Annotated in this window: 26 protein-coding genes, 1 tRNA gene and 6 pseudogenes; 20 read left to right on the forward strand and 13 right to left on the reverse strand. The window is 42.0% G+C overall.

Annotation, left to right across the window (positions count from 1 at the left end; translation table 11 throughout):
• Positions 1 to 139 precede the first annotated feature (139 nt).
• Entirely contained in the window at positions 140 to 475 is a 336-nt protein-coding gene (locus tag VL20_RS13805) for a type II toxin-antitoxin system PrlF family antitoxin (protein WP_052276828.1), read from the reverse strand.
• Positions 476 to 749: 274 nt separating this feature from the next.
• On the opposite strand from VL20_RS13805, the gene VL20_RS13810 reads away from it, so the two are divergent.
• From VL20_RS13810 to VL20_RS13825, 4 genes are all read left to right on the forward strand, one after another.
• On the forward strand, positions 750 to 1,928 hold the full coding sequence (locus VL20_RS13810; RefSeq protein WP_002770865.1) for an AI-2E family transporter: 1,179 nt from the start codon (positions 750 to 752) through the stop codon (positions 1,926 to 1,928).
• A 1,092-nt stretch (positions 1,929 to 3,020) separates the two neighbouring features.
• Positions 3,021 to 3,530 (forward strand): inorganic diphosphatase, encoded by a 510-nt coding sequence (locus VL20_RS13815; RefSeq protein ID WP_002770856.1) that lies wholly within the window; start codon positions 3,021 to 3,023, stop codon positions 3,528 to 3,530.
• A 203-nt stretch (positions 3,531 to 3,733) separates the two neighbouring features.
• A complete protein-coding gene (locus VL20_RS13820) occupies positions 3,734 to 4,777 on the forward strand; it encodes an IS630 family transposase (RefSeq protein WP_128575216.1) in 1,044 nt (347 codons plus the stop codon).
• 122 nt (positions 4,778 to 4,899) lie between these two features.
• Positions 4,900 to 5,583 (forward strand): N-acetylmannosamine-6-phosphate 2-epimerase, encoded by a 684-nt coding sequence (locus tag VL20_RS13825; protein ID WP_052276829.1) that lies wholly within the window; start codon positions 4,900 to 4,902, stop codon positions 5,581 to 5,583.
• Positions 5,584 to 5,744: 161 nt separating this feature from the next.
• On the opposite strand, the gene VL20_RS13830 is transcribed toward VL20_RS13825, so the two are convergent.
• Together VL20_RS13830 and VL20_RS13835 are read right to left on the reverse strand one after the other, a co-directional pair.
• A complete protein-coding gene (locus VL20_RS13830) occupies positions 5,745 to 6,794 on the reverse strand; it encodes an aromatic ring-hydroxylating oxygenase subunit alpha (protein ID WP_052276830.1) in 1,050 nt (349 codons plus the stop codon).
• Between the two features lie 87 nt (positions 6,795 to 6,881).
• A pseudogene (locus VL20_RS13835) lies at positions 6,882 to 7,133 on the reverse strand (zinc ribbon domain-containing protein); the annotation flags it as partial.
• Between the two features lie 91 nt (positions 7,134 to 7,224).
• Here VL20_RS13835 and VL20_RS13840 point away from each other — a divergent pair.
• The gene (locus VL20_RS13840) at positions 7,225 to 8,268 is read left to right on the forward strand and encodes an IS630 family transposase (RefSeq protein WP_128575217.1); all 1,044 of its coding nucleotides are present in this window, start codon (positions 7,225 to 7,227) and stop codon (positions 8,266 to 8,268) included.
• Positions 8,269 to 8,273: 5 nt separating this feature from the next.
• Here the strand turns inward: VL20_RS13840 and VL20_RS13845 are convergent.
• The 3 genes and pseudogenes from VL20_RS13845 to speB form a co-directional block, all read right to left on the reverse strand.
• Positions 8,274 to 9,233, reverse strand: a pseudogene (locus VL20_RS13845) (RNA-guided endonuclease InsQ/TnpB family protein); the annotation flags it as partial.
• A gap of 233 nt (positions 9,234 to 9,466) precedes the next feature.
• Positions 9,467 to 9,540, reverse strand: a tRNA-Val gene (locus VL20_RS13850).
• A gap of 46 nt (positions 9,541 to 9,586) precedes the next feature.
• Positions 9,587 to 10,486, reverse strand: coding sequence for an agmatinase (gene speB, locus VL20_RS13855; RefSeq protein ID WP_052276832.1), 900 nt, complete (start codon positions 10,484 to 10,486; stop codon positions 9,587 to 9,589).
• Between the two features lie 658 nt (positions 10,487 to 11,144).
• On the opposite strand from speB, the gene VL20_RS13860 reads away from it, so the two are divergent.
• Positions 11,145 to 11,477 carry a hypothetical protein gene (locus tag VL20_RS13860; RefSeq protein WP_052276833.1) on the forward strand — a complete coding sequence of 111 codons (333 nt, stop codon included), beginning with the start codon at positions 11,145 to 11,147 and terminating at the stop codon, positions 11,475 to 11,477.
• Positions 11,478 to 11,499: 22 nt separating this feature from the next.
• The gene (locus VL20_RS13865) at positions 11,500 to 11,928 is read left to right on the forward strand and encodes a hypothetical protein (RefSeq protein ID WP_052276834.1); all 429 of its coding nucleotides are present in this window, start codon (positions 11,500 to 11,502) and stop codon (positions 11,926 to 11,928) included.
• A gap of 635 nt (positions 11,929 to 12,563) precedes the next feature.
• Here VL20_RS13865 and VL20_RS13870 read toward each other — a convergent pair.
• Together VL20_RS13870 and VL20_RS13875 are read right to left on the reverse strand one after the other, a co-directional pair.
• Positions 12,564 to 12,959, reverse strand: a pseudogene (locus tag VL20_RS13870) (type II toxin-antitoxin system VapC family toxin); the annotation flags it as partial.
• Positions 12,956 to 13,201 (reverse strand): type II toxin-antitoxin system Phd/YefM family antitoxin, encoded by a 246-nt coding sequence (locus tag VL20_RS13875; RefSeq protein ID WP_008201147.1) that lies wholly within the window; start codon positions 13,199 to 13,201, stop codon positions 12,956 to 12,958. The pseudogene VL20_RS13870 and the gene VL20_RS13875, both read right to left, overlap by 4 nt.
• A 56-nt stretch (positions 13,202 to 13,257) precedes the next feature.
• On the opposite strand from VL20_RS13875, the gene VL20_RS13880 reads away from it, so the two are divergent.
• Together VL20_RS13880 and VL20_RS31190 are read left to right on the forward strand one after the other, a co-directional pair.
• Positions 13,258 to 13,524: a DUF433 domain-containing protein gene (locus VL20_RS13880; protein WP_052276835.1), complete on the forward strand. Its 267-nt coding sequence runs from the start codon at positions 13,258 to 13,260 to the stop codon at positions 13,522 to 13,524.
• A complete protein-coding gene (locus tag VL20_RS31190; protein ID WP_052276836.1) occupies positions 13,505 to 13,831 on the forward strand; it encodes a DUF5615 family PIN-like protein in 327 nt (108 codons plus the stop codon). Before VL20_RS13880 ends, VL20_RS31190 begins: the two co-directional genes overlap by 20 nt.
• A gap of 32 nt (positions 13,832 to 13,863) precedes the next feature.
• On the opposite strand, the pseudogene VL20_RS31195 reads toward VL20_RS31190, so the two are convergent.
• Together VL20_RS31195 and VL20_RS32720 are read right to left on the reverse strand one after the other, a co-directional pair.
• A pseudogene (locus tag VL20_RS31195) lies at positions 13,864 to 14,166 on the reverse strand (arginase family protein); the annotation flags it as partial.
• Positions 14,153 to 14,281, reverse strand: a complete 129-nt coding sequence (locus VL20_RS32720) for a hypothetical protein (protein ID WP_284525783.1) — start codon at positions 14,279 to 14,281, stop codon at positions 14,153 to 14,155. The pseudogene VL20_RS31195 and the gene VL20_RS32720, both read right to left, overlap by 14 nt.
• 234 nt (positions 14,282 to 14,515) lie before the next feature.
• Here VL20_RS32720 and VL20_RS13890 point away from each other — a divergent pair, with 234 nt between their 5' ends.
• The 10 genes and pseudogenes from VL20_RS13890 to VL20_RS13930 all read left to right on the forward strand — a co-directional run bounded on the left by VL20_RS13890 (position 14,516) and on the right by VL20_RS13930 (position 20,802).
• Complete coding sequence (locus tag VL20_RS13890; protein WP_052276837.1) at positions 14,516 to 14,743, forward strand: hypothetical protein; 228 nt, start codon at positions 14,516 to 14,518, stop codon at positions 14,741 to 14,743.
• A pseudogene (locus VL20_RS28770) lies at positions 14,740 to 15,013 on the forward strand (ParE family toxin-like protein). Before VL20_RS13890 ends, VL20_RS28770 begins: the two are co-directional and overlap by 4 nt.
• Positions 15,014 to 15,374: 361 nt before the next feature.
• The gene (locus tag VL20_RS13895; protein WP_128575219.1) at positions 15,375 to 16,004 is read left to right on the forward strand and encodes a hypothetical protein; all 630 of its coding nucleotides are present in this window, start codon (positions 15,375 to 15,377) and stop codon (positions 16,002 to 16,004) included.
• 141 nt (positions 16,005 to 16,145) lie between these two features.
• On the forward strand, positions 16,146 to 16,436 hold the full coding sequence (locus VL20_RS13900; RefSeq protein WP_046661678.1) for a type II toxin-antitoxin system RelE/ParE family toxin: 291 nt from the start codon (positions 16,146 to 16,148) through the stop codon (positions 16,434 to 16,436).
• 9 nt (positions 16,437 to 16,445) lie between these two features.
• Positions 16,446 to 16,736 (forward strand): addiction module antidote protein, encoded by a 291-nt coding sequence (locus VL20_RS13905; RefSeq protein ID WP_002757266.1) that lies wholly within the window; start codon positions 16,446 to 16,448, stop codon positions 16,734 to 16,736.
• 269 nt (positions 16,737 to 17,005) lie between these two features.
• Positions 17,006 to 17,806, forward strand: a complete 801-nt coding sequence (gene cobA, locus VL20_RS13910) for a uroporphyrinogen-III C-methyltransferase (RefSeq protein WP_052276839.1) — start codon at positions 17,006 to 17,008, stop codon at positions 17,804 to 17,806.
• A 10-nt stretch (positions 17,807 to 17,816) separates the two neighbouring features.
• The gene (locus tag VL20_RS13915) at positions 17,817 to 18,236 is read left to right on the forward strand and encodes a secondary thiamine-phosphate synthase enzyme YjbQ (protein ID WP_002757262.1); all 420 of its coding nucleotides are present in this window, start codon (positions 17,817 to 17,819) and stop codon (positions 18,234 to 18,236) included.
• A gap of 132 nt (positions 18,237 to 18,368) precedes the next feature.
• On the forward strand, positions 18,369 to 18,863 hold the full coding sequence (locus tag VL20_RS13920; RefSeq protein WP_002735968.1) for a photosystem I reaction center subunit III: 495 nt from the start codon (positions 18,369 to 18,371) through the stop codon (positions 18,861 to 18,863).
• 45 nt (positions 18,864 to 18,908) lie between these two features.
• The gene (gene psaJ / locus VL20_RS13925) at positions 18,909 to 19,037 is read left to right on the forward strand and encodes a photosystem I reaction center subunit IX (RefSeq protein WP_002738148.1); all 129 of its coding nucleotides are present in this window, start codon (positions 18,909 to 18,911) and stop codon (positions 19,035 to 19,037) included.
• Positions 19,038 to 19,203: 166 nt separating this feature from the next.
• A complete protein-coding gene (locus VL20_RS13930; protein ID WP_052278471.1) occupies positions 19,204 to 20,802 on the forward strand; it encodes a peptide ligase PGM1-related protein in 1,599 nt (532 codons plus the stop codon).
• Here the strand turns inward: VL20_RS13930 and VL20_RS13935 are convergent, their stop codons facing one another.
• Together VL20_RS13935 and sipA are read right to left on the reverse strand one after the other, a co-directional pair.
• Positions 20,803 to 21,750 (reverse strand): hypothetical protein, encoded by a 948-nt coding sequence (locus tag VL20_RS13935; protein ID WP_052276840.1) that lies wholly within the window; start codon positions 21,748 to 21,750, stop codon positions 20,803 to 20,805.
• Between the two features lie 66 nt (positions 21,751 to 21,816).
• Positions 21,817 to 22,029 (reverse strand): regulatory protein SipA, encoded by a 213-nt coding sequence (gene sipA / locus VL20_RS13940; protein WP_043996918.1) that lies wholly within the window; start codon positions 22,027 to 22,029, stop codon positions 21,817 to 21,819.
• Between the two features lie 357 nt (positions 22,030 to 22,386).
• Here sipA and VL20_RS13945 point away from each other — a divergent pair, with 357 nt between their 5' ends.
• Positions 22,387 to 23,127, forward strand: a complete 741-nt coding sequence (locus VL20_RS13945; protein ID WP_052276841.1) for a PEP-CTERM sorting domain-containing protein — start codon at positions 22,387 to 22,389, stop codon at positions 23,125 to 23,127.
• Between the two features lie 141 nt (positions 23,128 to 23,268).
• On the opposite strand, the pseudogene VL20_RS28780 reads toward VL20_RS13945, so the two are convergent.
• Positions 23,269 to 24,049 (reverse strand): annotated as a pseudogene (locus VL20_RS28780) (IS1 family transposase).
• Positions 24,050 to 24,216: the final 167 nt, after the last annotated feature.

The raw sequence follows: 24,216 nt of genomic DNA on the forward strand, positions 1-24,216 counted from the left end.
TTTTTCAGCAAACCCTAAGCAGCTTTCCGTAAACTGCTAATTGCACTTTTCGCCTCTTTGAGTAAGTCATTCCAATCATCTGGAGGATGAGCAAATATGCTCCATCCATTAATCATTAGGGGCTGATCTATAGACAACCTTATTCGTCCTCATCCAGAAGTGGTGCATCAAGATCCAGATCAACCCCACAGACCAAGGATTGAACATGATTGACTAGGTTAGAACTAATTGCCTGTATATGTTGAGGGTTCTGTTCCATATCTTGTGCAAGAAAATTCAGAAATTTCCCAAGCACTGGATCACTTTCTTCTGCCCCGTCAGCCCGGGAAATCCATACTTTGCCGTCGGCCTGTATGTTGTAGCAGATTTTATCACGCTTATTCAAGCCAAGGGCTTTGCGAACAGAATCGGGAATTGTAGTCTGATAGCGATCGGTAAGAGTGGATTCTGGGCATGGGGCCATCGTTGCAGCCATAGCGACCTCTAAGCCTGTCCATAAAAACTAGATCTTGACGGTAATGCAACTGCATTGTCTTGTCAAGTATGGAGTGACTAGATCTACAGCCTAACGGATCCGTTCACCTTAAATGTCGGCAGGATGCCCCCGTTACACCCATAAGGTTGTTGTAATAAACCTACACCTGTCAGCATCCCACACCCCATCTTCCCACTTCCCCCCGGTTGAGTTAGCGGGTTCGGCTTCGATCTGTCAGAATACAAGTATTGAAACAACCCTTTTAAGAGGCTTCATGGTGGAAATTAAAGTCGTTCCCCCGAAACGCAATTGGGTTCAGACGTGGTGGCAATCCCTGAATTCCCTATCTCGCTTACTGGTGATTGCTCTAGCTGCACCACTTATAGTTCTGAATGCCTGGGCATTATCGGCAATTTTTGGCTATTTTGAATCTTTATTTGTTATTTTACTGATAGCGGCCGTTCTATCTTTTCTCTTGGGTTATCCGGTGACTTGGTTGGAACGTCAGGGATTAAAACGGGGTTTAGCTGCGATTGTGGTTTCCCTGATCACGATTTTAATTTTTGTGGCCGTGGGAATCACCCTAGTTCCCTTAGTCTTCACCCAAGCACAGCAATTTGTCAACAGATTGCCAGAATGGTTAGACTCAGGACAGCGCCAACTGATGCAACTAGATACCAAAATCGACACGATGAATCTACCGATTCCGATCAGTTTCGATGGTGTTATCGCTCAGTTTAACAGTCGTTTAGGGGCAGAATTGCAAATTTTAGCGGGAAGAAGCGTTAATTTAGCCCTTAATCTCACCGTTTTTACCGTGGTGCGAGTGCTTGATGTGCTGCTAACCATTATCCTCACCTTTTATCTACTTCTCCACAGTCCCGATATCTGGAGGAGTATTATCCAATGGTTGCCCAAACCCGTCCAACAACCCTTTTCCCTAACCCTACGCTTAAGTTTTCAGAATTACTTTGTCGGCCAGGTGATTTGTGCCACCTGCATGGCCCTGGGATTAGTCACGGCATTTTTATCGATTAAAGTCCCTTTTGGTCTTCTATTCGGCCTCTTGATTGGCACCATGGCCTTAATCCCTTTTGGGGGAACTGTAGGCATTGTCACGGTGACAGCTTTACTAGCTTTGCGCGATATTGGTTTAGCTCTGCAAGTTTTAGCCGTAGCTGTAGTGGTGCAGCAAATTGTCGAAAACGGCATTGCTCCCCGGATTTTGGGCAGTGTCACCGGGTTAAATCCCTTTTGGGTGTTGGTCTCGGTCTTGACGGGGGCGCGAGTGGGCGGTTTACTAGGGGTGATTATCGCGGTTCCCATGGCAGTAATGATCAAGGAAGCTTTGGAGGTTATCCGTCAAGTGACACCGGAGGAGACAAAATACGGGATAATTAAACCCTCTCTCCCCCTAGAATCGGAATCCTCTAGCGAGGTGGTTTCTCGCTGAAAAATGACTGACGGTATGATCTGAGGTGATCGGCATTTTTCTTGCAGGTTCTTGGTTTTTCTCCCTCGATCGAGTTATGATGTAAATATTGGTAGATTGACCCCACTTGCCCTGATTGCTGTCCATGACAAGCAAGGACAAATCAAGGCTTGAGGATGCCTTGCTGGTCTCTGAGACCTAGCTTATCGGGAGATTAGCTGACCAATTGTCTCCAAACTCGGATAATTTCTAAGAAAAGGTGATTGTCTATCCCGATAAATCAGCAAAAAATCGATATTTTGGTTAAATAGGCTACATTAACAGCCAGGTTTCTATCGTAAGCTCAAAGTTAAGACATAAAGTCAATATCACCCTCCGATTGCAATGAAAAAATGTTTGGATCGCTTAGTATTTAAGCCTTTCAGACATTTTTTTTGTAGATTGATTAGGAAACAACTTGATTTCGGGATCAGACAAGGAAGCTGTGCTTGCACCCACAGTATGACATGGACAAACACCAACAGACCATGATCTGGAGAGATCGTCAAGAAAAGTATCAGAGTGAACTCTTGGAAAAGAATTGGTAAAATATAATTAGTAGGGAGAGTATTGCCGTTAATGTTTCGCTTTTTAACGGGACATTAACCAAGCCCAAAAGCAAAAAAACAGCAGTAATTTGCTAAAAGCTCAAGGCCGATAGCTGACTGCTCTATATATCTCTCGTATTCTTTACTTGTCGAGTTCAACACGACCCCTTTATGGAATCAAGCAACCCGTCAGGGAAGACTTCCGAACCTCCTAGTCATAGGTGGGCCAATTTACTCGGAACCATGATCGCAATTCTGACCCTAACGTTACCCTTGTTAGCGATTGGATATAACTCCACGCCTAACTATACCGAAGAACCCCTTACCGGTAACACATCCTACTCCCTAACGAGGCAAATGAGGTGACAGAATTGAGATAGACGATTGCCAAGGTAAAATTTTTTTCTTCGTCCCGATCCCCCTTATGGGTAGAATTTGGATCGGAGTCAATCAAAGTGTGTTTTAATTTTGCTTGCGCTTTTAGGTGACTCTAAAGGCGCTATTGTCTTGTATTTGGAGAAAGCTTGTGGATTTATCGCGCATTCCTGCCCAACCGAAACCCGGTTTAATTAATGTTTTAGTGGAAATTACCGCCGGTAGTAAGAATAAATACGAGTTTGATAAGGATTTAAACGCCTTTGCGCTCGATCGCGTTCTCTATTCTTCGGTACAATATCCCTGTGATTATGGTTTTGTTCCCAATACCCTCGCCGATGACGGCGATCCTTTAGATGGTATGGTGATCATGGATCAGCCTACTTTCCCCGGCTGTGTGATTACGGCGCGTCCTATTGGTATGTTAGAAATGATCGATGGTGGTGATCGCGATGAAAAAATTCTCTGTGTTCCCGCTAAAGATCCCCGTTATGCAGAGGTAAAATCTCTTAAAGATGTCTCTCCCCATCGCTTGGAAGAAATCGCCGAGTTTTTCAAAACCTATAAAAATCTAGAGAAAAAAGTCACAGAAATTCTCGGTTGGAAAGATGTGGACGCAGTAAATGCTTTAGTTGAACAGTGTATTGCTGCTTATAAGTAAGGTTTGCGGCAAAAAGTTTGTTGCTGGAGTCAGTTATCAGTTATCAGTTATCAGTTATCAGTTATCAGATGTGAGTTTTCAGTTCACTGATTACTGATTACTGTTTACTGATATACTTTGCACGGCTACAACTTGCATTTTTTACTCAAGGACAATAATATAGTTTAAGAGTCATAATTAGAAGCAAAGCACTCATTAAAAACATGATTAACCTAGAATTCACGGAAGAAGAAAAGAACTCACTGTATTATGAAAGATTTCATCATCCCCATCCCCGGGTTCAACTGAAGATGGAAGTTCTCTGGTTAAAAAGCCAAAAGATACCGCACCAAAAAATTTGTCAGTTAGCAGGAATCTCGCCAAATACCTTATTAACCTATCTTCGAGATGAGCAAGAGGGCGGAATAGAAAAATTAAAAGAAATCAACTTCTATCGCCCTAAAAGTGAATTAGAGTCTCAAAAAGAAACCCTCAAAAAATACTTCGAGAAAAATCCACCAGCCACAATAAATGAAGCTGTATATAGAAGAGAAGAATTGACAGGAATAAAACGAAGTCCTACCCAAGTGAGAAAATTCTTAAAATCAATGGGAATGAAATGTTTAAAAATAGGTTCTCTTCCTTCTAAAGCTGACCCAGATGAACAAGAGGACTACAAAGAAAAAAAGCTAGAACCCAGACTAAATGAGGCTAAAGAAGGAAAAAGGGCTGTTTTTTTTGTTGATGCCGCTCACTTCGTCATGGGAGCATTTCTCGGTTTTGTTTGGTGTTTTGAGAGACTTTTTGTTAAGTCACCGAGCGGGCGTAAACGCTTCAATGTTTTAGGAGCATTAAATGCAATAACTCATGAAGTTATTCTGGTTACGAATGACAATTATATTACGGCAACTCAAGTCTGTGAACTCCGGTCAAAAATAGCTGCTTTAGGACTAATGATTCCCATCACTCTCGTATTAGATAATGCCCGCTATCAGAAATGTAAAATTGTTGAAGAATTGGCTCTTTCTTTGTCAATAGAGCTGCTCTATCTGCCGTCTTATTCACCTAATCTAAATTTAATTGAAAGGCTGTGGAAATTGGTCAAAAAGAAATGTTTATATGGTAAATATTATGAGAACTTTTCTGACTTTTCTTCAGCTATTTATGAATGTCTGAATGATGCCCATCTGAAACATAAAAAAGAACTGGATTCCTTGCTGACTCTACGATTTCAGAAGTTTAATAAATCTCAGATTATGAACGTCTAAAGTATAACTGAAAAGTTTCCCCACTTCCCCACTTCCCCATTTCCCCATTTCCCCACTTCCCCACTTCCCCACTTCCCCACCTCCCCACCTCCCCATTTCCCCACTTCCCTACACCCCAATTTATGAGAATAGAAACCTTAAAATCGGGTTTAATCGTCTCCTGTCAAGCGCCAGTGGAGTCATCTCTGCACGATCCTATAATTATTGCTGCCATGGCTCATGCTTGCGTGGATAGGGGTGCTTGTGGGGTAAGAATTGATAGTCCCGCTCATCTGAAAGCCACCCGTCAACAATTGCCGGATATACCGATAATTGGACTCTGGAAACGCAATTATCCCCATTGTTCGGTATATATTACTCCCAAATATCAAGATGCTCTCGCCATTGCCGATGCGGGGGCCGATATAATTGCCTTGGATGCTACCCCAAGAAAGCGCCCCGATGATGAAAATTTAGCCACAATTATCGATCGTATTCATCGGGAAACTGGTAAATTAGTCATGGCAGATATAGACTCGCTCGAAAGTGCTATTTATGCCGTGGCAGCCGGTGCTGATATTGTCGGTACAACTCTTTACGGTTACACAGAAGCCACTAAACAGCTGCAGCCGCCGAGTTTTTCTTTCCTAGAAGAATTAGTTAATAAGTTATCAGTTCCTATTATCTGTGAAGGAGGAATATCGACTCCAACAGAAGCCAAAAAAGCCCTAGAAGTTGGTGCATATTCGGTAGTTGTTGGCACGGCAATTACAGGGATCGATTTAAAAACTAGCACTTTTTTACAAGGAATTTTATCAAAAGATTAATGGGAGGTAAAAAAACAAAAAGTTTAGCCGCACCTCCTAAAATACCGACAACCAAAGCGATTAAAATCCCCCGGTTTGTGAATTGAGGAGAGGCAATAGCCAAAAGGCAAAACGGAGAATAAATAATCAGTGGGCAAGTTCAGTCATAAAATCATCGAATTCTAACTGCGCCACCGTAAAATTTGTGCTTTAATGGGGTTGACAAAATCCCGTTTTTCTGCTTGAGATTTTTCGTATTCTTGCTTGAGGCGATAATACCATTTGGCCTGGGTATCGGCATCATCAATTAACATCAAAGCTGGATGATAACTAAGTCCTTCCTGTTGTTTAATCACCACATCGCGATCCTGTTTGAGGAATTGTCGAGTTAAATAACGCAAAAGAGGGGTTAAAAATGCCAACCAAGGGATCGTATAGTATAAACTTTGATGGACTTCGCAGTGATTTTCATCGATGGGAGTAATTGCCGTAAAAGCACAGGCCAAATACCGATCACCTCGTAGTATTTCTGTACGCACCGAGGGCAATTCAAAAACAATTTCAATCGATACCTTATTGCCCAAAATTTTATAGGGTTTCGCACTTACAGGCATATCATAGGGAGCAAGACGAAAACCGAGGGGAACAGGTTCGTATTGTTTTTCCTTGACCCGAAATTTGCGCGGACCGCTGCGCCACCACCAAGAAGTATGAACGTAGGGACCGTGGGCCGGATCCATCAATCCCACCACTGCATGGTCAATATTGCAGTCAAAAGTGATAGTTTCGGCTATTTTGGGGGTAAGTTTGCCAAAATCGGCAATAGTCGGCACAGGAGGCAGATTTTCTTGATTAATTTCTCTTTTTGAGTCTGCCGGAATAAACACCCAGATATGACCTTGTATTTCACGACAGGGATAACTGGTGACACAAATTCTGCTAATATCAAGGCGATCGTGTTCGGTTAATGAGGGAATCTCAGAACAAACGCCATCGCTAGTATTAAATTTCCAGCCATGATAGCAACAGTACACCCCATCCCCTTCAATCCAACCATGGTGCAGCGGAATGCCACGATGGGGGCAAATATCCCGCAATGCGAACACTTCTCCATCCTCTCTCCTACCGACAACAATCGGTTCACCTAGCATTTTTTTGGCCATTAGCTGACCGGGTTTAAGTTTATTTGCCGGTGTGGCCACATACCAAAAGTCGCGCAGTAAGCTAGTCATAGGATTTGTCTGGAGAGCTTCGATCGTTGATCCTATCATTAGAATTGACATCCTCGCCGCCGTAAAACGGACGGCGATTCCCAAACCTCACGATTTAGGTTTCTGCTTCTTTCCCTTGCGGGGTTCCGCACCTGCCAGAACAGATTTACTCTGTTCTGGTCTTATGGTCGCTCTACAGACTGACACCGCAAGCCCTGCGGCCAAAATATTTTTACTCGCGTTAATATCTCGGTCATGGTGAGTCCCACAGTCTGGACAATCCCACTCTCGAATATTTAACGGCATTTTTTCAGCAATATACCCGCAATTACTACATCTTTTAGAGCTAGGGAACCATCTATACTTTGCACGGCTACAACTTGCATTTTTTACTCAAGGACAATAATATAGTTTAAGAGTCATAATTAGAAGCAAAGCACTCATTAAAAACATGATTAACCTAGAATTCACGGAAGAAGAAAAGAACTCACTGTATTATGAAAGATTTCATCATCCCCATCCCCGGGTTCAACTGAAGATGGAAGTTCTCTGGTTAAAAAGCCAAAAGATACCGCACCAAAAAATTTGTCAGTTAGCAGGAATCTCGCCAAATACCTTATTAACCTATCTTCGAGATGAGCAAGAGGGCGGAATAGAAAAATTAAAAGAAATCAACTTCTATCGCCATAAAAGTGAATTAGAGTCTCAAAAAGAAACCCTCAAAAAATACTTCGAGAAAAATCCACCAGCCACAATAAATGAAGCTGTATATAGAAGAGAAGAATTGACAGGAATAAAACGAAGTCCTACCCAAGTGAGAAAATTTTTAAAATCAATGGGAATGAAATGTTTAAAAGTAGGTTCTCTTCCTTCTAAAGCTGACCCAGATGAACAAGAGGACTACAAAGAAAAAAAGCTAGAACCCAGACTAAATGAGGCAAAAGAAGGAAAAAGGGCTGTTTTTTTTGTTGATGCCGCTCACTTCGTCATGGGAGCATTTCTCGGTTTTGTTTGGTGTTTTGAGAGACTTTTTGTTAAGTCACCGAGCGGGCGTAAACGCTTCAATGTTTTAGGAGCATTAAATGCAATAACTCATGAAGTTATTCTGGTAACATATGAAACTTATATTACGGCAACTCAAGTCTGTGAACTCCGGTCAAAAATAGCTGCTTTAGGACTAATGATTCCCATCACTCTAGTCTTAGATAATGCCCGCTATCAAAAATGTAAAATTGTTGAAGAATTGGCTCTTTCTTTGTCAATAGAGCTGCTCTATCTGCCGTCTTATTCACCTAATCTAAATTTAATTGAAAGGCTGTGGAAATTGGTCAAAAAGAAATGTTTATATGGTAAATATTATGAGAACTTTTCTGACTTTTCTTCAGCTATTTATGAATGTCTGAATGATGCCCATCTGAAACATAAAAAAGAACTGGATTCCTTGCTGACTCTACGATTTCAGAAGTTTAATAAATCTCAGATTATGAACGTCTAAAGTATATCTATTTCGACGTAATTTCTGCCGTACCAACGGCATTTATAGGCTAATTGTCGTGTTATTTCACCCCAGCTTACATCAGATATTGCCTGAGATAATTTCGGGTTTTTGACCAGATTCTTGACGGCTAAATTCTCAACCACAATCGTTTGGTTTTCCCGAACTAATTGAGTGGTTAGCTTATGTAAATGGTCTTTTCTGCTATCGGTGATTCGAGCGTGAATTCTGGCTACTTTGATTTTTGCCTTTTCTCGATTCTTTGAGTCTTTCTGTTTTCTAGACAGATTTTTTTGCGCCTTTCGCAGTCTCCGATAATGCTTTTTAAAATGCTTAGGATTAGATACTTTGTCACCATCGCTAGTAATCAGAAGGCTACTAATTCCTAAGTCAATTCCGATGGCTTTATCTGTTACTGGTAGAGGCTTAATCGTTGGGTCATCAAATCTAATTGAGATATGCCAACGTCCAGAAGGATGTAATCTGACTGTTACTGTGCTTGGTTCACAGCTTTCTGGGATTTGTCTTGACCATCGAATAGGTAAAGGTTCTGTGCATTTAGCTAAATAGATTTGTTTGTCTTTAAATTTAAAGGCTGATTTGGTAAATTCGGCACTTCCTCCTTGATGTTTTTTCTTAAAGTTAGGATACTTAGTACGACCAGCAAAGAAATTAGTAAAAGCTGTTTGTAAATGTCTTAACCCTTGTTGTAAAGGTACACAGCTTACTTCATTGAGAAAGTTTAATTCTTCTTGCTTTTTCCAATCGGTTAGCATTGAAGAAGTTTGAGCGTAGCCTACTCTTTCTTGTCTTTCATACCAAGCTTGTGTTCGTTCGTGGAGAGCTTTATTGTAAACTAATCTTACACAGCCCAATGTGCGCCGCAATAGCGACTCTTGTTCGGGTGTGGGGTAAAAGGCTCTTCTGGTTTCTGTGTGGAAACGAGGTCTATACTGATAGAATATCCGCAAAATAGCCCTAAAAGTCTTGCCCAATAAGCATTTCACGACTCCATAAGCAAAAATTATCACACAAAGTCGAGAAGAGCCGGTAAAATCGAAACGAGTAGGCTTTTTCCATACCTCACGTTTTAGCATATATTTCGTAAACGATGCTCATATTTAACAGTAAAGCCGTCGTAGAACGACGGGGTTTCAGACCCAAATTTTCGATGAGCAGGACTAGGGCAGATAATTTATGGACGTAACTGGATTCGAACCAGTGACCCCATCGATGTCAACGATGTACTCTAACCAACTGAGCTATACGTCCGCACGAATTGTTATTATAACACGATTGCTTCTAATTAGGCAAGCCCCTAGGCAGTAAATTGATAGCCAATTAACTTATAAATTAACTTGGCAGTGGTAAATTCCGAGACCACCGAATCACTAATCGGGGCCAATTCCATCACATCACAGCCAATCACCTGATGAGTTTGGAAAAGACGACGGAGAAAGCCTAGGGTGTGATGCCAACTTAAGCCACCCGGTTCAGGTGTTCCCACCCCCGGAATTAAAGCCGGATCTATGCCATCCACGTCTATGGTTAAAAATACCTTCTCGGTGCTAATTTTGGCGATCGCATTTTCGATCCAATCCGCATCCCTGGCGATATCTCGATCCCAAATCACGGGAATCTGCTGTTTAGCGATTAATTCGGCTTCTTCTCGACAAATAGCCCGAATTCCCACGGGTAAGGTCGGTAAACCCATTTCTAACACCCGACGCATCACACAGGCGTGGTTATGGTGCGATCCTTCGTACTCAAAACGCATATCGCCATGGGCATCAATTTGAACCACCGTAAAAGGGTCAGATAAAGCCTGTCGATAAGCTTGTACTACTCCCGTAGTGATAGCGTGTTCACCCCCGACGGCGACGACAAATTTATCATCGGCAATTAAACGCGAAACTGTAGCTGTGGTGACGGCTAACATCTCCTCGGCGGACAATTGCGGTTGTTGACGGGTATCGGCGATCGCATCATGGGTATAGATGCCCACTTCTAAACAGGTTTCCCTCTTAAGTTCCTCGTCATAAGCTTCCAATTGTTGGGAAGCGGTAATCACCGCCGCCGGTCCAGTTTCACAACCCTTGCGATAGGTGGTGGTGGCCTCGTAGGGAATCGGCAGGATCACGGCCTTAGCTGTGGCGTAAGATGCGATCGCTTCACTCCCTAAAAATTGTTCGCTACCGGTGGCGCAAGACAATAACATGGGCAAGTCACAGAAAATTTTAGTCTAATCTTCTATTATAAATATTTTGACTATTTTTGTCTATCTCAACTGACCCCAGACATATCTACTGCAATAGCAAAAAACCCTTATCCATCAATGGATAAATCCCTCGATTTCTCGATCAAGATGGGTTTGCTGCGGGCGATAATCTGGAAATATAGCCATCAGTTAGGCTGCTTCATACTGCTGTAACAAAAAACAATTATCCCCGATAGCGATCCCTAAAGGTCGAATAATTATAAATTTTTGTCAAGGGGTGCGGTCAGATATTAGGAGTCATCGCTAGAATGAGCCTAGTTGTCAGGAATTTAGTTAAACAAGGTTTTTGGCAAGATGCTAATCTGGCTAACACGCTTTTGGGCGTGATATAGGGAAAAGTTCTGGCGATCGCGCCTAAATGGGGTGATATACTGAAAGTTGACCCATATCGTTACTCTGGAGAGTGTTATGCAGAAATTTTCCGTGTAATATGTAGTTATGCAGCTTGAACTGTTTGTTTAGACAGCATTCAAGATTAACTCTAGAAGCTCAATTTCCAATTCCTTTGATTCCAGGCATGGGGAAGGATCTAGATTTAATTCATACTGTCTGCTAGAGCTATACTATACATGAAACGAGATTTAAAGGATTTAGGGCTATGGCAGACAAACTTCAATCTGGGGATAATACTAGAATCATTGATACTTCTCAGCAGAACGTTTATGGCATTTCCCAACGTGGAACAGGCATTATCAATCAATCGGAAATTTTTCAGGTGGGTATTGATAAAGCCGCAAAAAGTGTTGTGATGGATAGCGAAGTCGCTAATCTCCTTATCTGGCTTGCAGAGCAGCAAGGTATCAGTCCTGAAGTTGCGTTAAAAAAAGCTGTGGCGATCGCGGCATATATTTATGACATCACAACCAGCCAAGGGGATAAGTTGTTAGTGAAACGCAAAGATAACTCTGTTGGGGAGATTGTTTTGAAGTAAGTATTTCTGGATTGTTGAAATAATGCCAATCGAACCTGAAAAGCAAAAAGCACCTCTCCCTGAATCTTCCTCTGAAGAAAATGGCACTCCTGATCTTCCAAATGATGAAATGATTAAGCGTTATGTTCAGACTCAAGAGGTTGATATTAAAAACTTGTTGCCATCTCAGGTGGAAACGGGTATTAAGCTTGAAGAGAGACAGGAGACGACTCGCTCACAATTAGCGACTTTTTTGATAAAAATCTTAGCAGGAACCTTAACTGCAAGTTTTGGATTAATCATAATTCTGACAGTTATGTCGGGTTTTATAGATGAAAAGAAGATAGAGTCATTCGATAAGACAAGTTCATTGGTGAAAGATTTAATCACATTTATATTGACCGCTCAGACAGGTTTAATTGGTACAGCCCTTGGTTTTTACTTTGGCTCTAGAGGTAATAATGCAGATTAATTAATCTGAGCGCAATCGCCGATATTGTAGGGTGCGTTCATGAAATGTAACGCATCTTATTTTTGCTTATGTAAACAGTAATTTGAATACGATGACAATTTTTTAGCTAGACTAGAATAAATTATTGCGCTATGCAATTAAATTATACCTTTCAATCTAGGAGCAGCCATGCTAGACACAGCAACTCTTGAACGACGCTTGATAACCCTTGAACAAGTGCGATCGCTATCGCTGTAGGGTGCGTTCCCTAATGTAACTTCTACCGACGATCGATTTTTGGGGAACGCACCATGCACATTGATTGAAGCTGTAAGAACCATTTCTGCAAAGGCTGTGAAATTGAAGGCTCTTGTGCAGGTCAGTGTCAAGTCACTTTGGAGTCTTCCAGAAATGACAGTCAATTAGTTGCAAAAATGTGCGAGTTAATAATTGCAACTACACAGAATTTGGTTGACGAACATCTAGAAGGCAGCTGAAATTCTGTGTTTATGACTAAGAACTAGGCTCTTCTGGTTTCTGTGTGGAAACTAGGTCTATACTGATAGTTTATTCCGCAAAATAGTCCTAAAAGTTTTGCCCAATAAGCACTTCAGGATTCCATAAGCCAAAATTATCACACAAAGTCGAGAAGAGCCAGAACTAGCTGCCCAAAGCAAAGACACTTCATATTGATTAAATGTTGAATCCGCACTCACAAGTGTCATATCTTCTACCTGAGCTTGTGCAATCAGCATTCGGTCAAAAGGATCACGATGATGTAAAGGCAATGCAGCCGCCCGCAAAGCATGAGAAGCATTGATCTCTAACGATCTAGCTCCTAGTTGGGTCATTCGAGTAGAGACATAATTATCTATTTGCTCTGGCAGTGGTAATTTACCGATTGAGACTTTAATTCCCATCTCCCAAACACTGGCAACAGAAAACCACACTTCATTGCTTTCGTTGGCAATTTGTTCAATTACATTCTCACTTAACTTGTCTGGTTGGGCAAACCACCACAGCCAGCATTGTGTATCCAGTAAAAGTCTCACTCCGCACCACCCTCAAATGCTACCAAAATATCTTCTGGTAAAGGGGCATTAAAATCATCTGGTACGGTAAACATCCCTCGATCTTGTCCTAAACTAGACCGTCGATCTAAAGATGTCCGAAATGGAACAAGTTTAGCAATTGGAATACCTCGGTTTGAAATAACGATTTCCTCTCCGAGTTCCACACGGGACAATAGCCGAGAAAGGTTTGTTTTAGCCTGATGAATGTTTACAGTTTCCATGCTCTTAAAAAACTAAGTCCACAAACTAAGTTTAGTTTAAATGACTTTAGGATACAATGACTATAAAAGCTAGTAGCCAGTTGGATATATTTGTTATGGAATTAATATCCCGTGTTGTTCACAGTGATCCCGACATTCTAGGGGGAACCCCTGTTTTTGTAGGAACTCGTGTGCCGATGAGAACCCTACTTGATTATCTTGAGGCTGGTGATTCATTAGAAGTATTTCTAGACCATTTTCCCAGTGTCAGTCGAGAACAGGCGATCTCAGCCCTTGAATTAGCAAAGGAAATGTTGACAGCCTATGCGAATCCTGCTCGATGAATGCGCCCCACGTCCGTTAAAGCGTGAGCTTGCCGATTACGAGGTATGCACAGTTGTTGAGATGGGATGGTCAGGGAAAAAGAACGGTGAGTTGCTGAGGCTGATGATTCAGGAGGGTTTCACGATTCTCCTCACTACAGATCAAAATTTGCGTTATCAGCAAAATTTACAGCAAGCTGGAGTGGCAGTTATTGTTTTTGTAGCAACCAGCAACAAACTTTCTGACTTACTTCCCCTAATGCCAGATGCCTGTAGCGTATTAGATAAAGTTGCTCCAGGAGAAGTGATTGAAGTTGGAGGCTCCTGAAAGTTGTGTTGGCGAAAGCAGCATAACTCCGCATCCCTAGCGATATCTCGATCCCAAATCACGGGAATCTGCTGTTTAGCGATTAATTCGGCTTCTTCTCGACAAATAGCCCGAATTCCCCTGGGTAAAGTCGGTAAACCCATTTCTAACACCCGACGCATCACACAGGCGTGGTTATGGTGGGAGCCTTCGTACTCACAACGCATATCGCCATGAGCATCAATTTGAACCACAGTAAAAGGTTCCGATAAAGCTTGTCGGTAAGCTTGTACTACTCCCGTGGTGATAGCGTGTTCACCCCCGACGGTGACGACAAATTTATCATCGGCAATTATTGGTTTCCTGCGGGCGATAATCTGGAAATATAGCCATCAGTTGGGCTGCTTCATATTGCTGTAACAAAAAACAATTATCCCCGATAGCGATCGCTAAAGATCGAATAATTATCAATTTTTGTCAAGGGGGGCGGTCAGATATAGGAATCATCGCTAGAATGAGCCTAATTGTCAGGAATTTAGTTAAACAAGATTTTTGGCAATATGCTAATCTGGCTAACAAGCTTTTGGGCTTGATATAGGGAAAAGTTCTGGCGATAGTTGACCCATATCGTTACTCTGGAGATTGTTATGCAGAAAGTTGACCTATAATATGTAGTTATATTTTCAAGAGAAGAGAAGAGAAAAAATGTTATCAACACTTCTAAGTAAAGCCGTACAAAAAGCTCAAGAACTGCCAGAAGCAATTCAAGACGAACTGGCAGAGCAGTTTATTGAAGACATCGAAAATGAAATCCAATGGCAAGAAACATTATCTAAACCCCAAGACAGCTTAATTCTCAAAGAACTTGCTCAGAAAGCTATTGCGGATTCAGAAAACGGACAGACTGAAGAAATGGGATTTGATGATCTATGAAGTCGGAACTAAATCCAGATTTCGTCGGCTTATTTCAACAGCTACCAGAAAGAGTGAAAAGAACAGCCAGAAAAAATTACAAGTTATGGAAAGATAACCCAAGTCATCCAAGCTGAGAATTTAAGGAGGTCAATCAAGAAGACCAGATCTGGTCAATCAGAGTCGGTATAGGTTGGAGAGCGCAAGGGAAGAATCAAGAGTAAGAATGTAATTGTTTGGTTTTGGATAGGCTCTCACGCAGAGTATGACAAATTGTTAAAGAAGTTGTGAACCAAGAAACATAACAAATCACTGCACCCGAAATAATAGTGAAATTTTGTGACAAAGTGCAGTCATATCTAAGAATCTTTGCTATAACTTTGGAAAGCTTCTGTGATAAGTTTCCTTAAAGGAGATTGTTTGCAGTAAGCTGATATGGCTAACAGGCTTTTGGGCGTGATATAGGGAAAACTTCCGGCGATTGCGCCTAAATAGAGTGTTATACAGAAAGTTGACCCATATCGTTACCCCAGAGAGTGTTATACAGAAAGTTGACCTATAATATGTAGTTAGCTGGCTAATTTGAAATGCTTCTGAGGCATTTGAAGAAACTTATTTGAGCTATCCTTACCATTTCATGCGACACAATTTCATGCGACGAAAGAAGAAAGCTCAGCAAAGATTGTCACCCTGGTTATCTGCACTACCAGTTGCGATTTTCCTGACCAGTTGCGATAGCATAATTGCGACTGGAGTCCGTTTTAGCTCTCCGCTTCCTGAACTCAGCCAAATTGCAGTCTTCTCGATCATATGGCTTATACCCGCATTCCTGATTGGGATATTTGTTAGTATAGATCATGATGAGATGACTACAGGGTATGGATCTGATGGTATAGTTTTTTTGCCAACAGGCAAGACAGTTCCTGGAGATCCACAGTCAGCTAATTTCTTGGCGAACCTTTGGCTTGTGGCTTATCCCATCGGCTATTTTTACTACACACATCTTGATAAACTAGCCTTGACATTGACGACTTTCCCTAATTTGGATTGGATTTTACTTAGGATTATTTTCCCGGCGTTGTCTCTTGCTTTGATTGCTTGGGTTATCTTAGCAATTTGGGAATTTTCTGATTCATTCTTCATTTTTAGGTGGTTAATTCTTGGTTGGAAAATCTTAGTCTCGCTTGCAACGATTAATTTGATAGGGTGGCTGCTTGCACTATTTGTTCCTTGGTTGTTAAACCTGGTTATTGATTTAGCTTCATGGCTCTTTCGGCGATAGGTTGAACCAAAATTTTGTACTGCGATAGTATTTGGGTACTCAGTGTGATCGCCGATCTGGTAGGGTGCGTTAATGAATGAAATGTAACGCACCTTATTTTTATTGCTTGTCCTTCTGTATCCCATAGGATACACTTAAGGCATGATTGAAATTCGCCAGACCGAAACCTACTCTCAGTGGTTTAGCAATTTGCGGGATCGCCAAGCAAAAGCACGTATAGACATTCGTGTTCGTCGCCTGTCTATGGGCAATCCAGGCGATGTTAAACCAGTAGGAAAAGGTGTATCGGAACTGCGGATCGATTATGGCCAAGGCTATCGGGTGTATTTCATTCAGCGAGGAGAGACCTTGATCATCCTCTTGGCAGCAGGAGATAAGCAAACTCAAGAACGGGACATCAAAACAGCATTAAATTTAGCACAAGACTTATAGGAGATTTTCATGGCTACTATCCAAACCTATCCTTGGGATGCGGCAGAACATCTCGAAACAAAAGAAGATATAGCTGCATATCTTGAAGCAGCCCTTGAAGATGGCGATCCAAGCTTAGTGGTAGCAGCATTAGGTGATATTGCTCGATCTAAAGGGATGACACATATTGCCCGTGAAACAGGGTTGGGGCGTGAAAGTCTCTATAAAGCTTTGTCAATCGAAGGCAATCCAGAGTTTGCCACAGTTCTTAAGGTCTTACAATCACTTGGGTTACGCCTCCAAGTCGTACCAATTGCCTAACTTCACCGTTATACTGAATCGGTTTTTAATAGTATGATTAACTCCCAATCCCACTTTAAAAACCCGCTCTCCCCCATACCTGTTAAACAAGATTTAGGATCAGAGTGATCGCTAGATTAAAGGTTAAGTAATGTTAAGATCATAATTCTTCATGAAGAAAGCGCATGATCGCCGAGTAACTGTAGCCAAAATACCAAATTTTGCCCCAGTCACAATAAAGTAGGGATCAAGCGCATTCGATCGAAGCAAGAATTTTCTCCCCAGTATCTATGAATCAATCAGAAAGTTGCGGTAAGGTCTATCTCGTCGGTGCGGGTCCCGGGGATCCCGGTTTGTTGACCTTAAAAGCGAAAGTTCTCTTAGAAAATGCCGATGTTGTCCTCTATGATGCCCTAGTCAGCCCCTCGATTCTAGCCATGATTAACCACCGGGCCGAACAAATCCATGGGGGTAAGCGTCGCGGTCGTCATTCTCTGGTACAGGAGGAAATCACCGCTTTACTGATCGAGAAGGCCCAGACTAATGCTGTGGTTGTTCGTCTTAAAGGAGGGGATCCCTTTGTTTTCGGTCGCGGGGGTGAAGAAATGCTCGATCTGATTGCGGCCGGAATTAGCGTCGAGATCGTGCCGGGGATCACTTCAGGAATTGCTGTGCCTGCCTACGCCGGTATTCCCCTCACCCATCGCGATTATAGTTCCTCCGTTACCTTCGTCACCGGCCACGAGATGGCGGGTAAATATCGTCCTCAAGTTAACTGGTCAGCGATCGCCCATGGTGCGGAAACAATTGTCGTTTACATGGGTGTGCATAATTTACCCTATATTATCGGCGAGTTAACCAAGGCGGGCAGAAGTCCAGAAACACCGATCGCCCTGATTCGCTGGGGAACAACACCGCAACAACAGCAGTTAATCGGTACTTTCACCACGATTATGGACCAGATCGAAGCCACCGGCTTTGAAGCCCCAGCGATCGCTGTTATCGGTGCAGTGGTGAACCTTCACGATCTCTTGCAAGCGGGACAACCTTTGCTATCGAGGACAATCCCCCCCACCCCCATTTCTCTCTGATTCGGTTCCCATGCGTCAATATCAAAAATCCCTGACAATTGCCACCAGTCCCAAGAATTTCCATCGTCTGACTGCCCCCATAGAAGCGATCGTGGCTGAATCGGGCATAACGACGGGATTATGCAGTATATTTGTCTGTCACACCTCCGCTTCTTTGCTGATCCAAGAAAATGCCGATCCCGATGTTCTCACCGATTTGGCCAATTTCTTCGCCAAGTTAGTCCCGGAAGATAGCAGTCTCTACTATCACTCTACCGAAGGGCCAGACGATATGCCCGCTCACATTCGCTCGGTCCTAACCCGGACATCGGAACAAATCCCGATCGCTAGAGGTAAATTAGTTTTAGGGATCTGGCAAGGTATCTATCTCTGGGAACATCGTCAGAGTCGTCATCAAAGGCAAGTGGTGGTTCATATCACCGGGGTCTAAAGCGTTGCGTATAGTTTTGTAATAGAAACTTTACTCGTACCCCTCATCGGAGTAAGATTTTTTCCGTGTACGATCAAATTGTTCGCTTTTTGAACAAAGAACTTCATATTTCGTAACAAAAGGAAACAATTTATGCGAAAATTGTTCGCTCTGGCCCTGGTGCTATCTCTCTGGTTCACCTTTGCCGCTCCAGCGTCGGCTGATTTGTCCAATCTGACCCCTTGTAGCGAAAATCCCGCTTTCCTACAAAAAGCGAAGAGTTTCCGCAACACCACTCCTGACCCCGAATCGGGAGCCAAACGCGCTCAAACCTACTCCCAAGCTCTCTGTGGACCGGAAGGCTATCCGCACCTAATTGTTGATGGTCGTTGGGACCACATGGGCGATTTCTTTATCCCTAGCATCCTATTCCTGTACATTACTGGTTGGATCGGTTGGGTTGGTCGGGCCTATTTAATCGCCGTGCGCGACGACAAAGATGCCGAAATGAAGGAAATCATCATCGATGTTCCCCTCGCTCTCAGCAAAATGTTAACGGGTTTTCTCTGGCCCTTGGCGGCTTTACAAGAGGCCACTTCCGGTAAATTAACCGTTAAGGATTCGGAAATTACCGTTTCCCCTCGTTAATTTTTGTGTCAAACCCTTGACTTTTTATTCCCTAGGAGAACTCAGATGGAAGGACTTACTAAATTTCTCTCGTCCGCACCCGTGTTAATTATGGCGCTGCTGACTTTCACCGCCGGGATTTTAATCGAATTTAATCGCTTTTATCCCGATCTCTTATTCCACCCGCTAGGTTAAAGACAATCTCAGGTGATTAAAAGGGATACAGAGTCCACTGTATCCCTTTTTAATGGGAATGATCCCAGGGATTGGGGGAATATTAAGAAAAGAAAGACACTGGAGACGACAGGCTCTCAAAATCGATAAGATACAGGTATCTGCAACCCCAGAGGTGGGACAAACCATGCTGTTAGATAAAGATTTGATGCTAGAAAAGCGGCTGCGGTATCAAGAATTACAAGAAAAATTAAAAGAGATTTGGCAGGGAGAAAACGTTCTCGAATCGGATGAATGCGATTATGATATCCTAGTTATCCCTTCTTTTAGTATCGATCAGAGAGTCGGTCAAAAAGTGGCGGGTTTTTTACATTACGAAGAAAGATTATTATTTTCTCTGATTCGGTTGCGACACCCGAAAACCCGTTTAATCTATGTAACAGCGCAGCCACTTTCGCGGATGGTGATTGATTATTACCTGCAATTGTTACCGGGGATTCCCTTTTCCCATGCTAATAATCGTCTGTTATTACTGACAACTCACGATAACTCTTTTCAACCTTTAACCCAAAAAATTCTGGAAAGACCGCGCTTAGTAGCAAGAATCCGGCAAGCGTTGCGTCGAGATCGGGCCTATATGGTTTGTTTTAATTCTACTAATTTAGAGCGAGAATTGTCTTTACAATTAGATATTCCTTTATTTGCCTGTAGTCCAGATTTATTGTATTGGGGTTCTAAAAGTGGCAGTCGCGAGATTTTTGGACAAGGCAATATTCCCCATCCTGACGGTAGTTTACAGATAAATACGGTCAAGGATTTGTTATACGAAGCCGCTAGTTTGTGGTCCCGTCAACCGCAATTAAAACGCATGGTAGTGAAGTTAAATGAGGGGTTATCGGGAGAAGGAAATGCGGTTTTAGATTTACGTCCTTTAGGGGAAATTGTGGATAGTAACAGTCTAGATTTAAGCGAGAAAATGAATCTCTTGTCCAAACAATTAGAGAAGATGAGTTTTCAAGCAAGCGATGAAAATTGGGAGAGTTTTTCTGGCAAAATTGCTGAATTAGGGGGAATTGTCGAAGCTTTTATTGAAGGAGAAGAAAAGCGATCGCCAAGTGTGCAAGGTTATATTACACCCACGGGAGAAGTGAAGATTCTTTCCACTCACGATCAAATTTTAGGGGGTCCCGATGGTCAAATTTATCTAGGTTGTCATTTTCCTGCCGATGAAAATTATCGCCTACAATTACAGGAATTAGGCCTAAAAATAGGGGAAATTCTGGCAGCCAAGGGAGCAATTGAACGCTATGGAGTTGATTTCGTCGCTGTCAAAAATCCAGAAACTTTAGTCTGGGATTTACAGGCGATCGAAATTAATCTGCGAAAAGGAGGAACTACCCATCCTTTTATGACTTTAAAGCTTTTAACTAATGGTGAATATGATCAAAAAACTGGATTATTTTTCAGTCAACCTCACCAGGAAAAATACTATATTGCCTCCGATAATCTCCACAAACCCCAATACAAAGGTTTACTTCCCGATGATTTAATGGATATTATTGCTAAACATCACTTGCATTTTGATAGTAGCAGTAAAACGGGAACAGTTTTTCATCTCATGGGTGCGCTGTCAGAATTTGGTAAATTAGGGTTAACTTGTATCGGCAATTCTAGTGAGGAAGCGGCGGCAATTTATCAGCGTGTCGAACAGGTTTTAGATTGGGAAACAGAGCCTAGTTCCATAAATTTAGGTTATTGTTCTGGATTACCGATCACTTGGATATAACTAGACTGATTTACTGGGTATAATTTTTTGTCTCAGAGATTTAATCATCCAAGCAGGCAGTTCTAAAAATTGATAGATAGCTAGATTCCAAAGATATCCATACTGAGGGAATTTTCTTAATAACATAACTTCCGATAAAAAGTAAAATCGCCAAGTTCTTTGGTATTCAGGGGGATTATCTTCGATTCGTATTTGTTCGGGAGACTTCGGCATCCAGTGACCGATTATGCGCTCTTTTTCAAAATATTTAGCCTGAATATATAACCCTAGTAATCTATCTAAACACCAAAAAGGAATATATTTAATCGGACCCAATAAGTTCATGAGATTAGTAATTTCTATCGTCGCCGCTTGCACAAGTTCACTTTTCCAAACTTTTTTATCAAAATTTTCTAAATGGGGACCATTTTGATCGCGACGTTGATTGAGAAAAACTTGGGGATTAAAAGGATTATCTAAAGGAGCGATCGGTAATTCTAATAAATAATTATTATCTTTAAATAAGTTACTATTATTTTCTCTTCTGCTACAGATAGCTAAACTGTTTACATCGGGAATTGTTGGCCAAGTACTCTCTAATTTTTCTCGTTCACCGTAGGGAAATTCACATCTGGCTAATCGTAATACCCAACTATTGGGGAAGCGTTCAAAATAGTCTTTAACTAAGGTGACGATAGCAAACTCCGGGTGTAAATATTCATCGCAATTGATTGTGAGAATATAAGTACCTCTGGCATTTAAAAATCCTGTACTTCTTTGAATAATTTCACCTCGTAAAGCACAGACAATCTGTTTCATGCGTGGATCATTTACTGGCGAAGGTTTGACCCCGGGAGGATGAACTAAAATAAATTCTATATCTCCCTTGACTTTCAATAGTTCTCCTAGCCAATGCTCGCTAAATCCCTCGCGCATCGGGATAACGATCGATAGAAAAGTATTGGACATAAATTAACTGGTTAGATTTGCCTGTGATTTATCAAAGTTGTCTTGACCGCGATGCACTTAACTGGTTTAAATAGCTTCTAAATATTTGCTATCGAGCAGAAATGAGCCTCGCTCGAATTTTACACCCCAATAACCCCCCGGCCGGCGATCGATCACCGTGCCGATATCGTCGATATTGAGTAGCTCCGGCGGCCGTAACATAGGCATAGGATCGGCGGTTTTCAGGTAAGGGGGAATGGCAATCAGACGGACTTTTCCCCCGACGCTAATTTCACTCATGGTACTGACTAGATGCGATCGTGACATAGTATCTCAACTTAGCATATTTCAAATCATTCTTAAGATAGATTCCCCAGAGAATAGGTATTGTGTAAGCTGTTTTCGTCCCCCTTTCCCCTTGGGTTGGGGTGTTGCTTGACCTAGCGGTGCGGGTGGCGATCGCTATCAGTACAATCAAAAAAAACCAAAATCTGAATCCCTAGTTGGGGAGAGAAATGTAAAGATTTATTAATTGTATATTTTAATACAGTTGTGGGGGGGGAATGTGTATAATCCCGTTGTCTCCCTTTGGAGTTGGGTTAAGGTGTTGCCTGACCTAGCTGTGAGGGGATAATCACACTATTGAGAAGAAAAAAAATGAAAAACAGCATCTCAGCCGCGATTCTTGGAGCGGCTGTAACCACTGCACTCATCGGACTATCTACAAGTTCTGTTCAGGCCGCTCAACTTAGCTTCAAGTTCAACTTTTTAACTTCGGACGGTGATTTATTTAAACTGAATCTGACTACGGAGGACACGCTTACAACAAAAAACGCCCCTTCTTACACTGATCCAACCAGTGGTTTAACTTCTCCAGCTTATACCTTTACAGGCTACAAAATCCTTGGCGTGACGGGAACAGAGACTGACCCAGGCGGCATCACTAACCCTATTACTGCAATACTTCCCGCAGGCTCTGGCGTTTTTAATGCACCTGTCAATGGTGTTCCAACCATAGACTTGATTCCTCACTCGAAGACGGATAACCTTTACAATCCCAATGGTGGCTTTGCTCCAGGAGTGCTTCCAGCCGGGAATACAGCCGGTAAATTTTCGTTTGGAGGTTTAGCTTTCCATGTAGGGGGTACTAAAAATGAAGATTATCAAGTATTCACCCGGTCGGATTTTGATAACCCCTTGAAGCGGCCGGGGCCAGGCTATGACTATGGCGGTTGCCCCGGTAGCTGCGTTGGGGCTATACAAATTGTTCCTGAACCCTCCTCAACCGCTGGACTTTTAGCTATTGGCTCCTTTGGTGCATTAGGTGCAGCTTCAACCCTGAAACGCAAACTAAAATCATCCAAAACATCAGAAAACAAAACCATAAAAGTAGGCTAAATTGCTTACCAAAGTAGAATTAATTCCCCTTCATTCAGTCGTTTAAGGGGGTTTATTGTATAATAGGGACATGATTAAATCAAGAGGATTTTGGTTATGCAACAGGTGACGATTGAGCTACCCACCACCATAATTAATGCTCTAGCCGCCTACGGTGGTGATTCGGTAGTAGTGATGGCGGCTTAATCCTTTGCTTTGCTGTGCATTGTAGTCATGGATAAAATACCAAACAGCCCCAACGTGATTCTCCATTTTTTTAGAGAAAGATAGACTCTCTCTCACCAGCCGAGAAATCCTTTGTCGAAAGGTATTATTTAATCTTTCAATATGATTAGTTTGACCAGTTTCTTGACCAACTGGTCGATGACGTTTACTGGGAATTACTGTCTTATATGACTCCCAAAAGTCTGTGTAAGCAACTGCACATTGTCGGTAAACGCCTGGTAAACTAGCCCAAAGTTTTTTGGCTGATTGACGACTCCTATCTCCGCGCATAGCCACCAATAATTTCTCTTGTATTTCTATCAATTGCCAGCCAAATATAGACTTTTATCGTCTTAGAAAAAACCAAAGACCACATTTCATCACATTCTATAACCAATTTACCTTTTGGTTTGTCCGAAACCTTTATTTGACGGGGAACAGCCGCCAGTTTATTGTTGACATAATTTTGTTACCATGACCAACTTACCCCTGTTACTCTAGCAATTCCTCGTCAGGAAATTCGTTCGAGCAGGAGTTTATCAATTAATTGTTTGGTTTCGTCAGAGACGGTTTTATTAGTGGGATTGATCACAAACTGGCGACCGCAATCTTTACACTGACGTTTCGGCTTGCCATTATGTGTAGAACCATTTTTGATGGTATGATAAGAACCACATTTAGGACAACAAGATGTAGAAGTTTGTGAATCTTTTGTCAGAAGACAATGTTCTAAATCTTCATCGTAATTTAACCAAAGTTTAATTATCCAAGAGAAGATATTGATAAAAATAGCAATCATAAAAAGCAAATCCCCAACATTTATCAAGCAATTATTTTTATTAGTAAATATTCTACACGACTCAGTCCAGATAAGCAAGATGGCTT

This window comes from Microcystis panniformis FACHB-1757, from assembly GCF_001264245.1.
Classification (GTDB): Bacteria; Cyanobacteriota; Cyanobacteriia; order Cyanobacteriales; family Microcystaceae; genus Microcystis; species Microcystis panniformis.

What these genes read in the sequence shown, in the direction of transcription:
- VL20_RS13820 (WP_128575216.1), top strand. Translation starts at nt 3,734, where the DNA reads ATGATTAACCTAGAATTCACGGAAGAAGAAAAGAACTCACTGTATTAT.
- VL20_RS13945 (WP_052276841.1), top strand. Translation starts at nt 22,387, where the DNA reads ATGAAAAACAGCATCTCAGCCGCGATTCTTGGAGCGGCTGTAACCACT.
- VL20_RS13825 (WP_052276829.1), top strand. Translation starts at nt 4,900, where the DNA reads ATGAGAATAGAAACCTTAAAATCGGGTTTAATCGTCTCCTGTCAAGCG.
- VL20_RS13900 (WP_046661678.1), top strand. Translation starts at nt 16,146, where the DNA reads ATGATTGAAATTCGCCAGACCGAAACCTACTCTCAGTGGTTTAGCAAT.
- VL20_RS13895 (WP_128575219.1), top strand. Translation starts at nt 15,375, where the DNA reads ATGCGACGAAAGAAGAAAGCTCAGCAAAGATTGTCACCCTGGTTATCT.
- VL20_RS13905 (WP_002757266.1), top strand. Translation starts at nt 16,446, where the DNA reads ATGGCTACTATCCAAACCTATCCTTGGGATGCGGCAGAACATCTCGAA.
- VL20_RS13865 (WP_052276834.1), top strand. Translation starts at nt 11,500, where the DNA reads ATGCCAATCGAACCTGAAAAGCAAAAAGCACCTCTCCCTGAATCTTCC.
- VL20_RS13810 (WP_002770865.1), top strand. Translation starts at nt 750, where the DNA reads ATGGTGGAAATTAAAGTCGTTCCCCCGAAACGCAATTGGGTTCAGACG.
- VL20_RS13930 (WP_052278471.1), top strand. Translation starts at nt 19,204, where the DNA reads ATGCTGTTAGATAAAGATTTGATGCTAGAAAAGCGGCTGCGGTATCAA.
- VL20_RS13805 (WP_052276828.1), bottom strand. Translation starts at nt 475, where the DNA reads ATGGCTGCAACGATGGCCCCATGCCCAGAATCCACTCTTACCGATCGC.
- speB (WP_052276832.1), bottom strand. Translation starts at nt 10,486, where the DNA reads ATGTTATTGTCTTGCGCCACCGGTAGCGAACAATTTTTAGGGAGTGAA.
- VL20_RS13915 (WP_002757262.1), top strand. Translation starts at nt 17,817, where the DNA reads ATGCGTCAATATCAAAAATCCCTGACAATTGCCACCAGTCCCAAGAAT.
- VL20_RS13830 (WP_052276830.1), bottom strand. Translation starts at nt 6,794, where the DNA reads ATGACTAGCTTACTGCGCGACTTTTGGTATGTGGCCACACCGGCAAAT.
- VL20_RS13935 (WP_052276840.1), bottom strand. Translation starts at nt 21,750, where the DNA reads ATGTCCAATACTTTTCTATCGATCGTTATCCCGATGCGCGAGGGATTT.
- VL20_RS13875 (WP_008201147.1), bottom strand. Translation starts at nt 13,201, where the DNA reads ATGGAAACTGTAAACATTCATCAGGCTAAAACAAACCTTTCTCGGCTA.
- VL20_RS13860 (WP_052276833.1), top strand. Translation starts at nt 11,145, where the DNA reads ATGGCAGACAAACTTCAATCTGGGGATAATACTAGAATCATTGATACT.
- VL20_RS13890 (WP_052276837.1), top strand. Translation starts at nt 14,516, where the DNA reads ATGTTATCAACACTTCTAAGTAAAGCCGTACAAAAAGCTCAAGAACTG.
- VL20_RS13920 (WP_002735968.1), top strand. Translation starts at nt 18,369, where the DNA reads ATGCGAAAATTGTTCGCTCTGGCCCTGGTGCTATCTCTCTGGTTCACC.
- sipA (WP_043996918.1), bottom strand. Translation starts at nt 22,029, where the DNA reads ATGAGTGAAATTAGCGTCGGGGGAAAAGTCCGTCTGATTGCCATTCCC.
- cobA (WP_052276839.1), top strand. Translation starts at nt 17,006, where the DNA reads ATGAATCAATCAGAAAGTTGCGGTAAGGTCTATCTCGTCGGTGCGGGT.
- psaJ (WP_002738148.1), top strand. Translation starts at nt 18,909, where the DNA reads ATGGAAGGACTTACTAAATTTCTCTCGTCCGCACCCGTGTTAATTATG.
- VL20_RS13840 (WP_128575217.1), top strand. Translation starts at nt 7,225, where the DNA reads ATGATTAACCTAGAATTCACGGAAGAAGAAAAGAACTCACTGTATTAT.
- VL20_RS13880 (WP_052276835.1), top strand. Translation starts at nt 13,258, where the DNA reads ATGACTATAAAAGCTAGTAGCCAGTTGGATATATTTGTTATGGAATTA.
- VL20_RS31190 (WP_052276836.1), top strand. Translation starts at nt 13,505, where the DNA reads ATGCGAATCCTGCTCGATGAATGCGCCCCACGTCCGTTAAAGCGTGAG.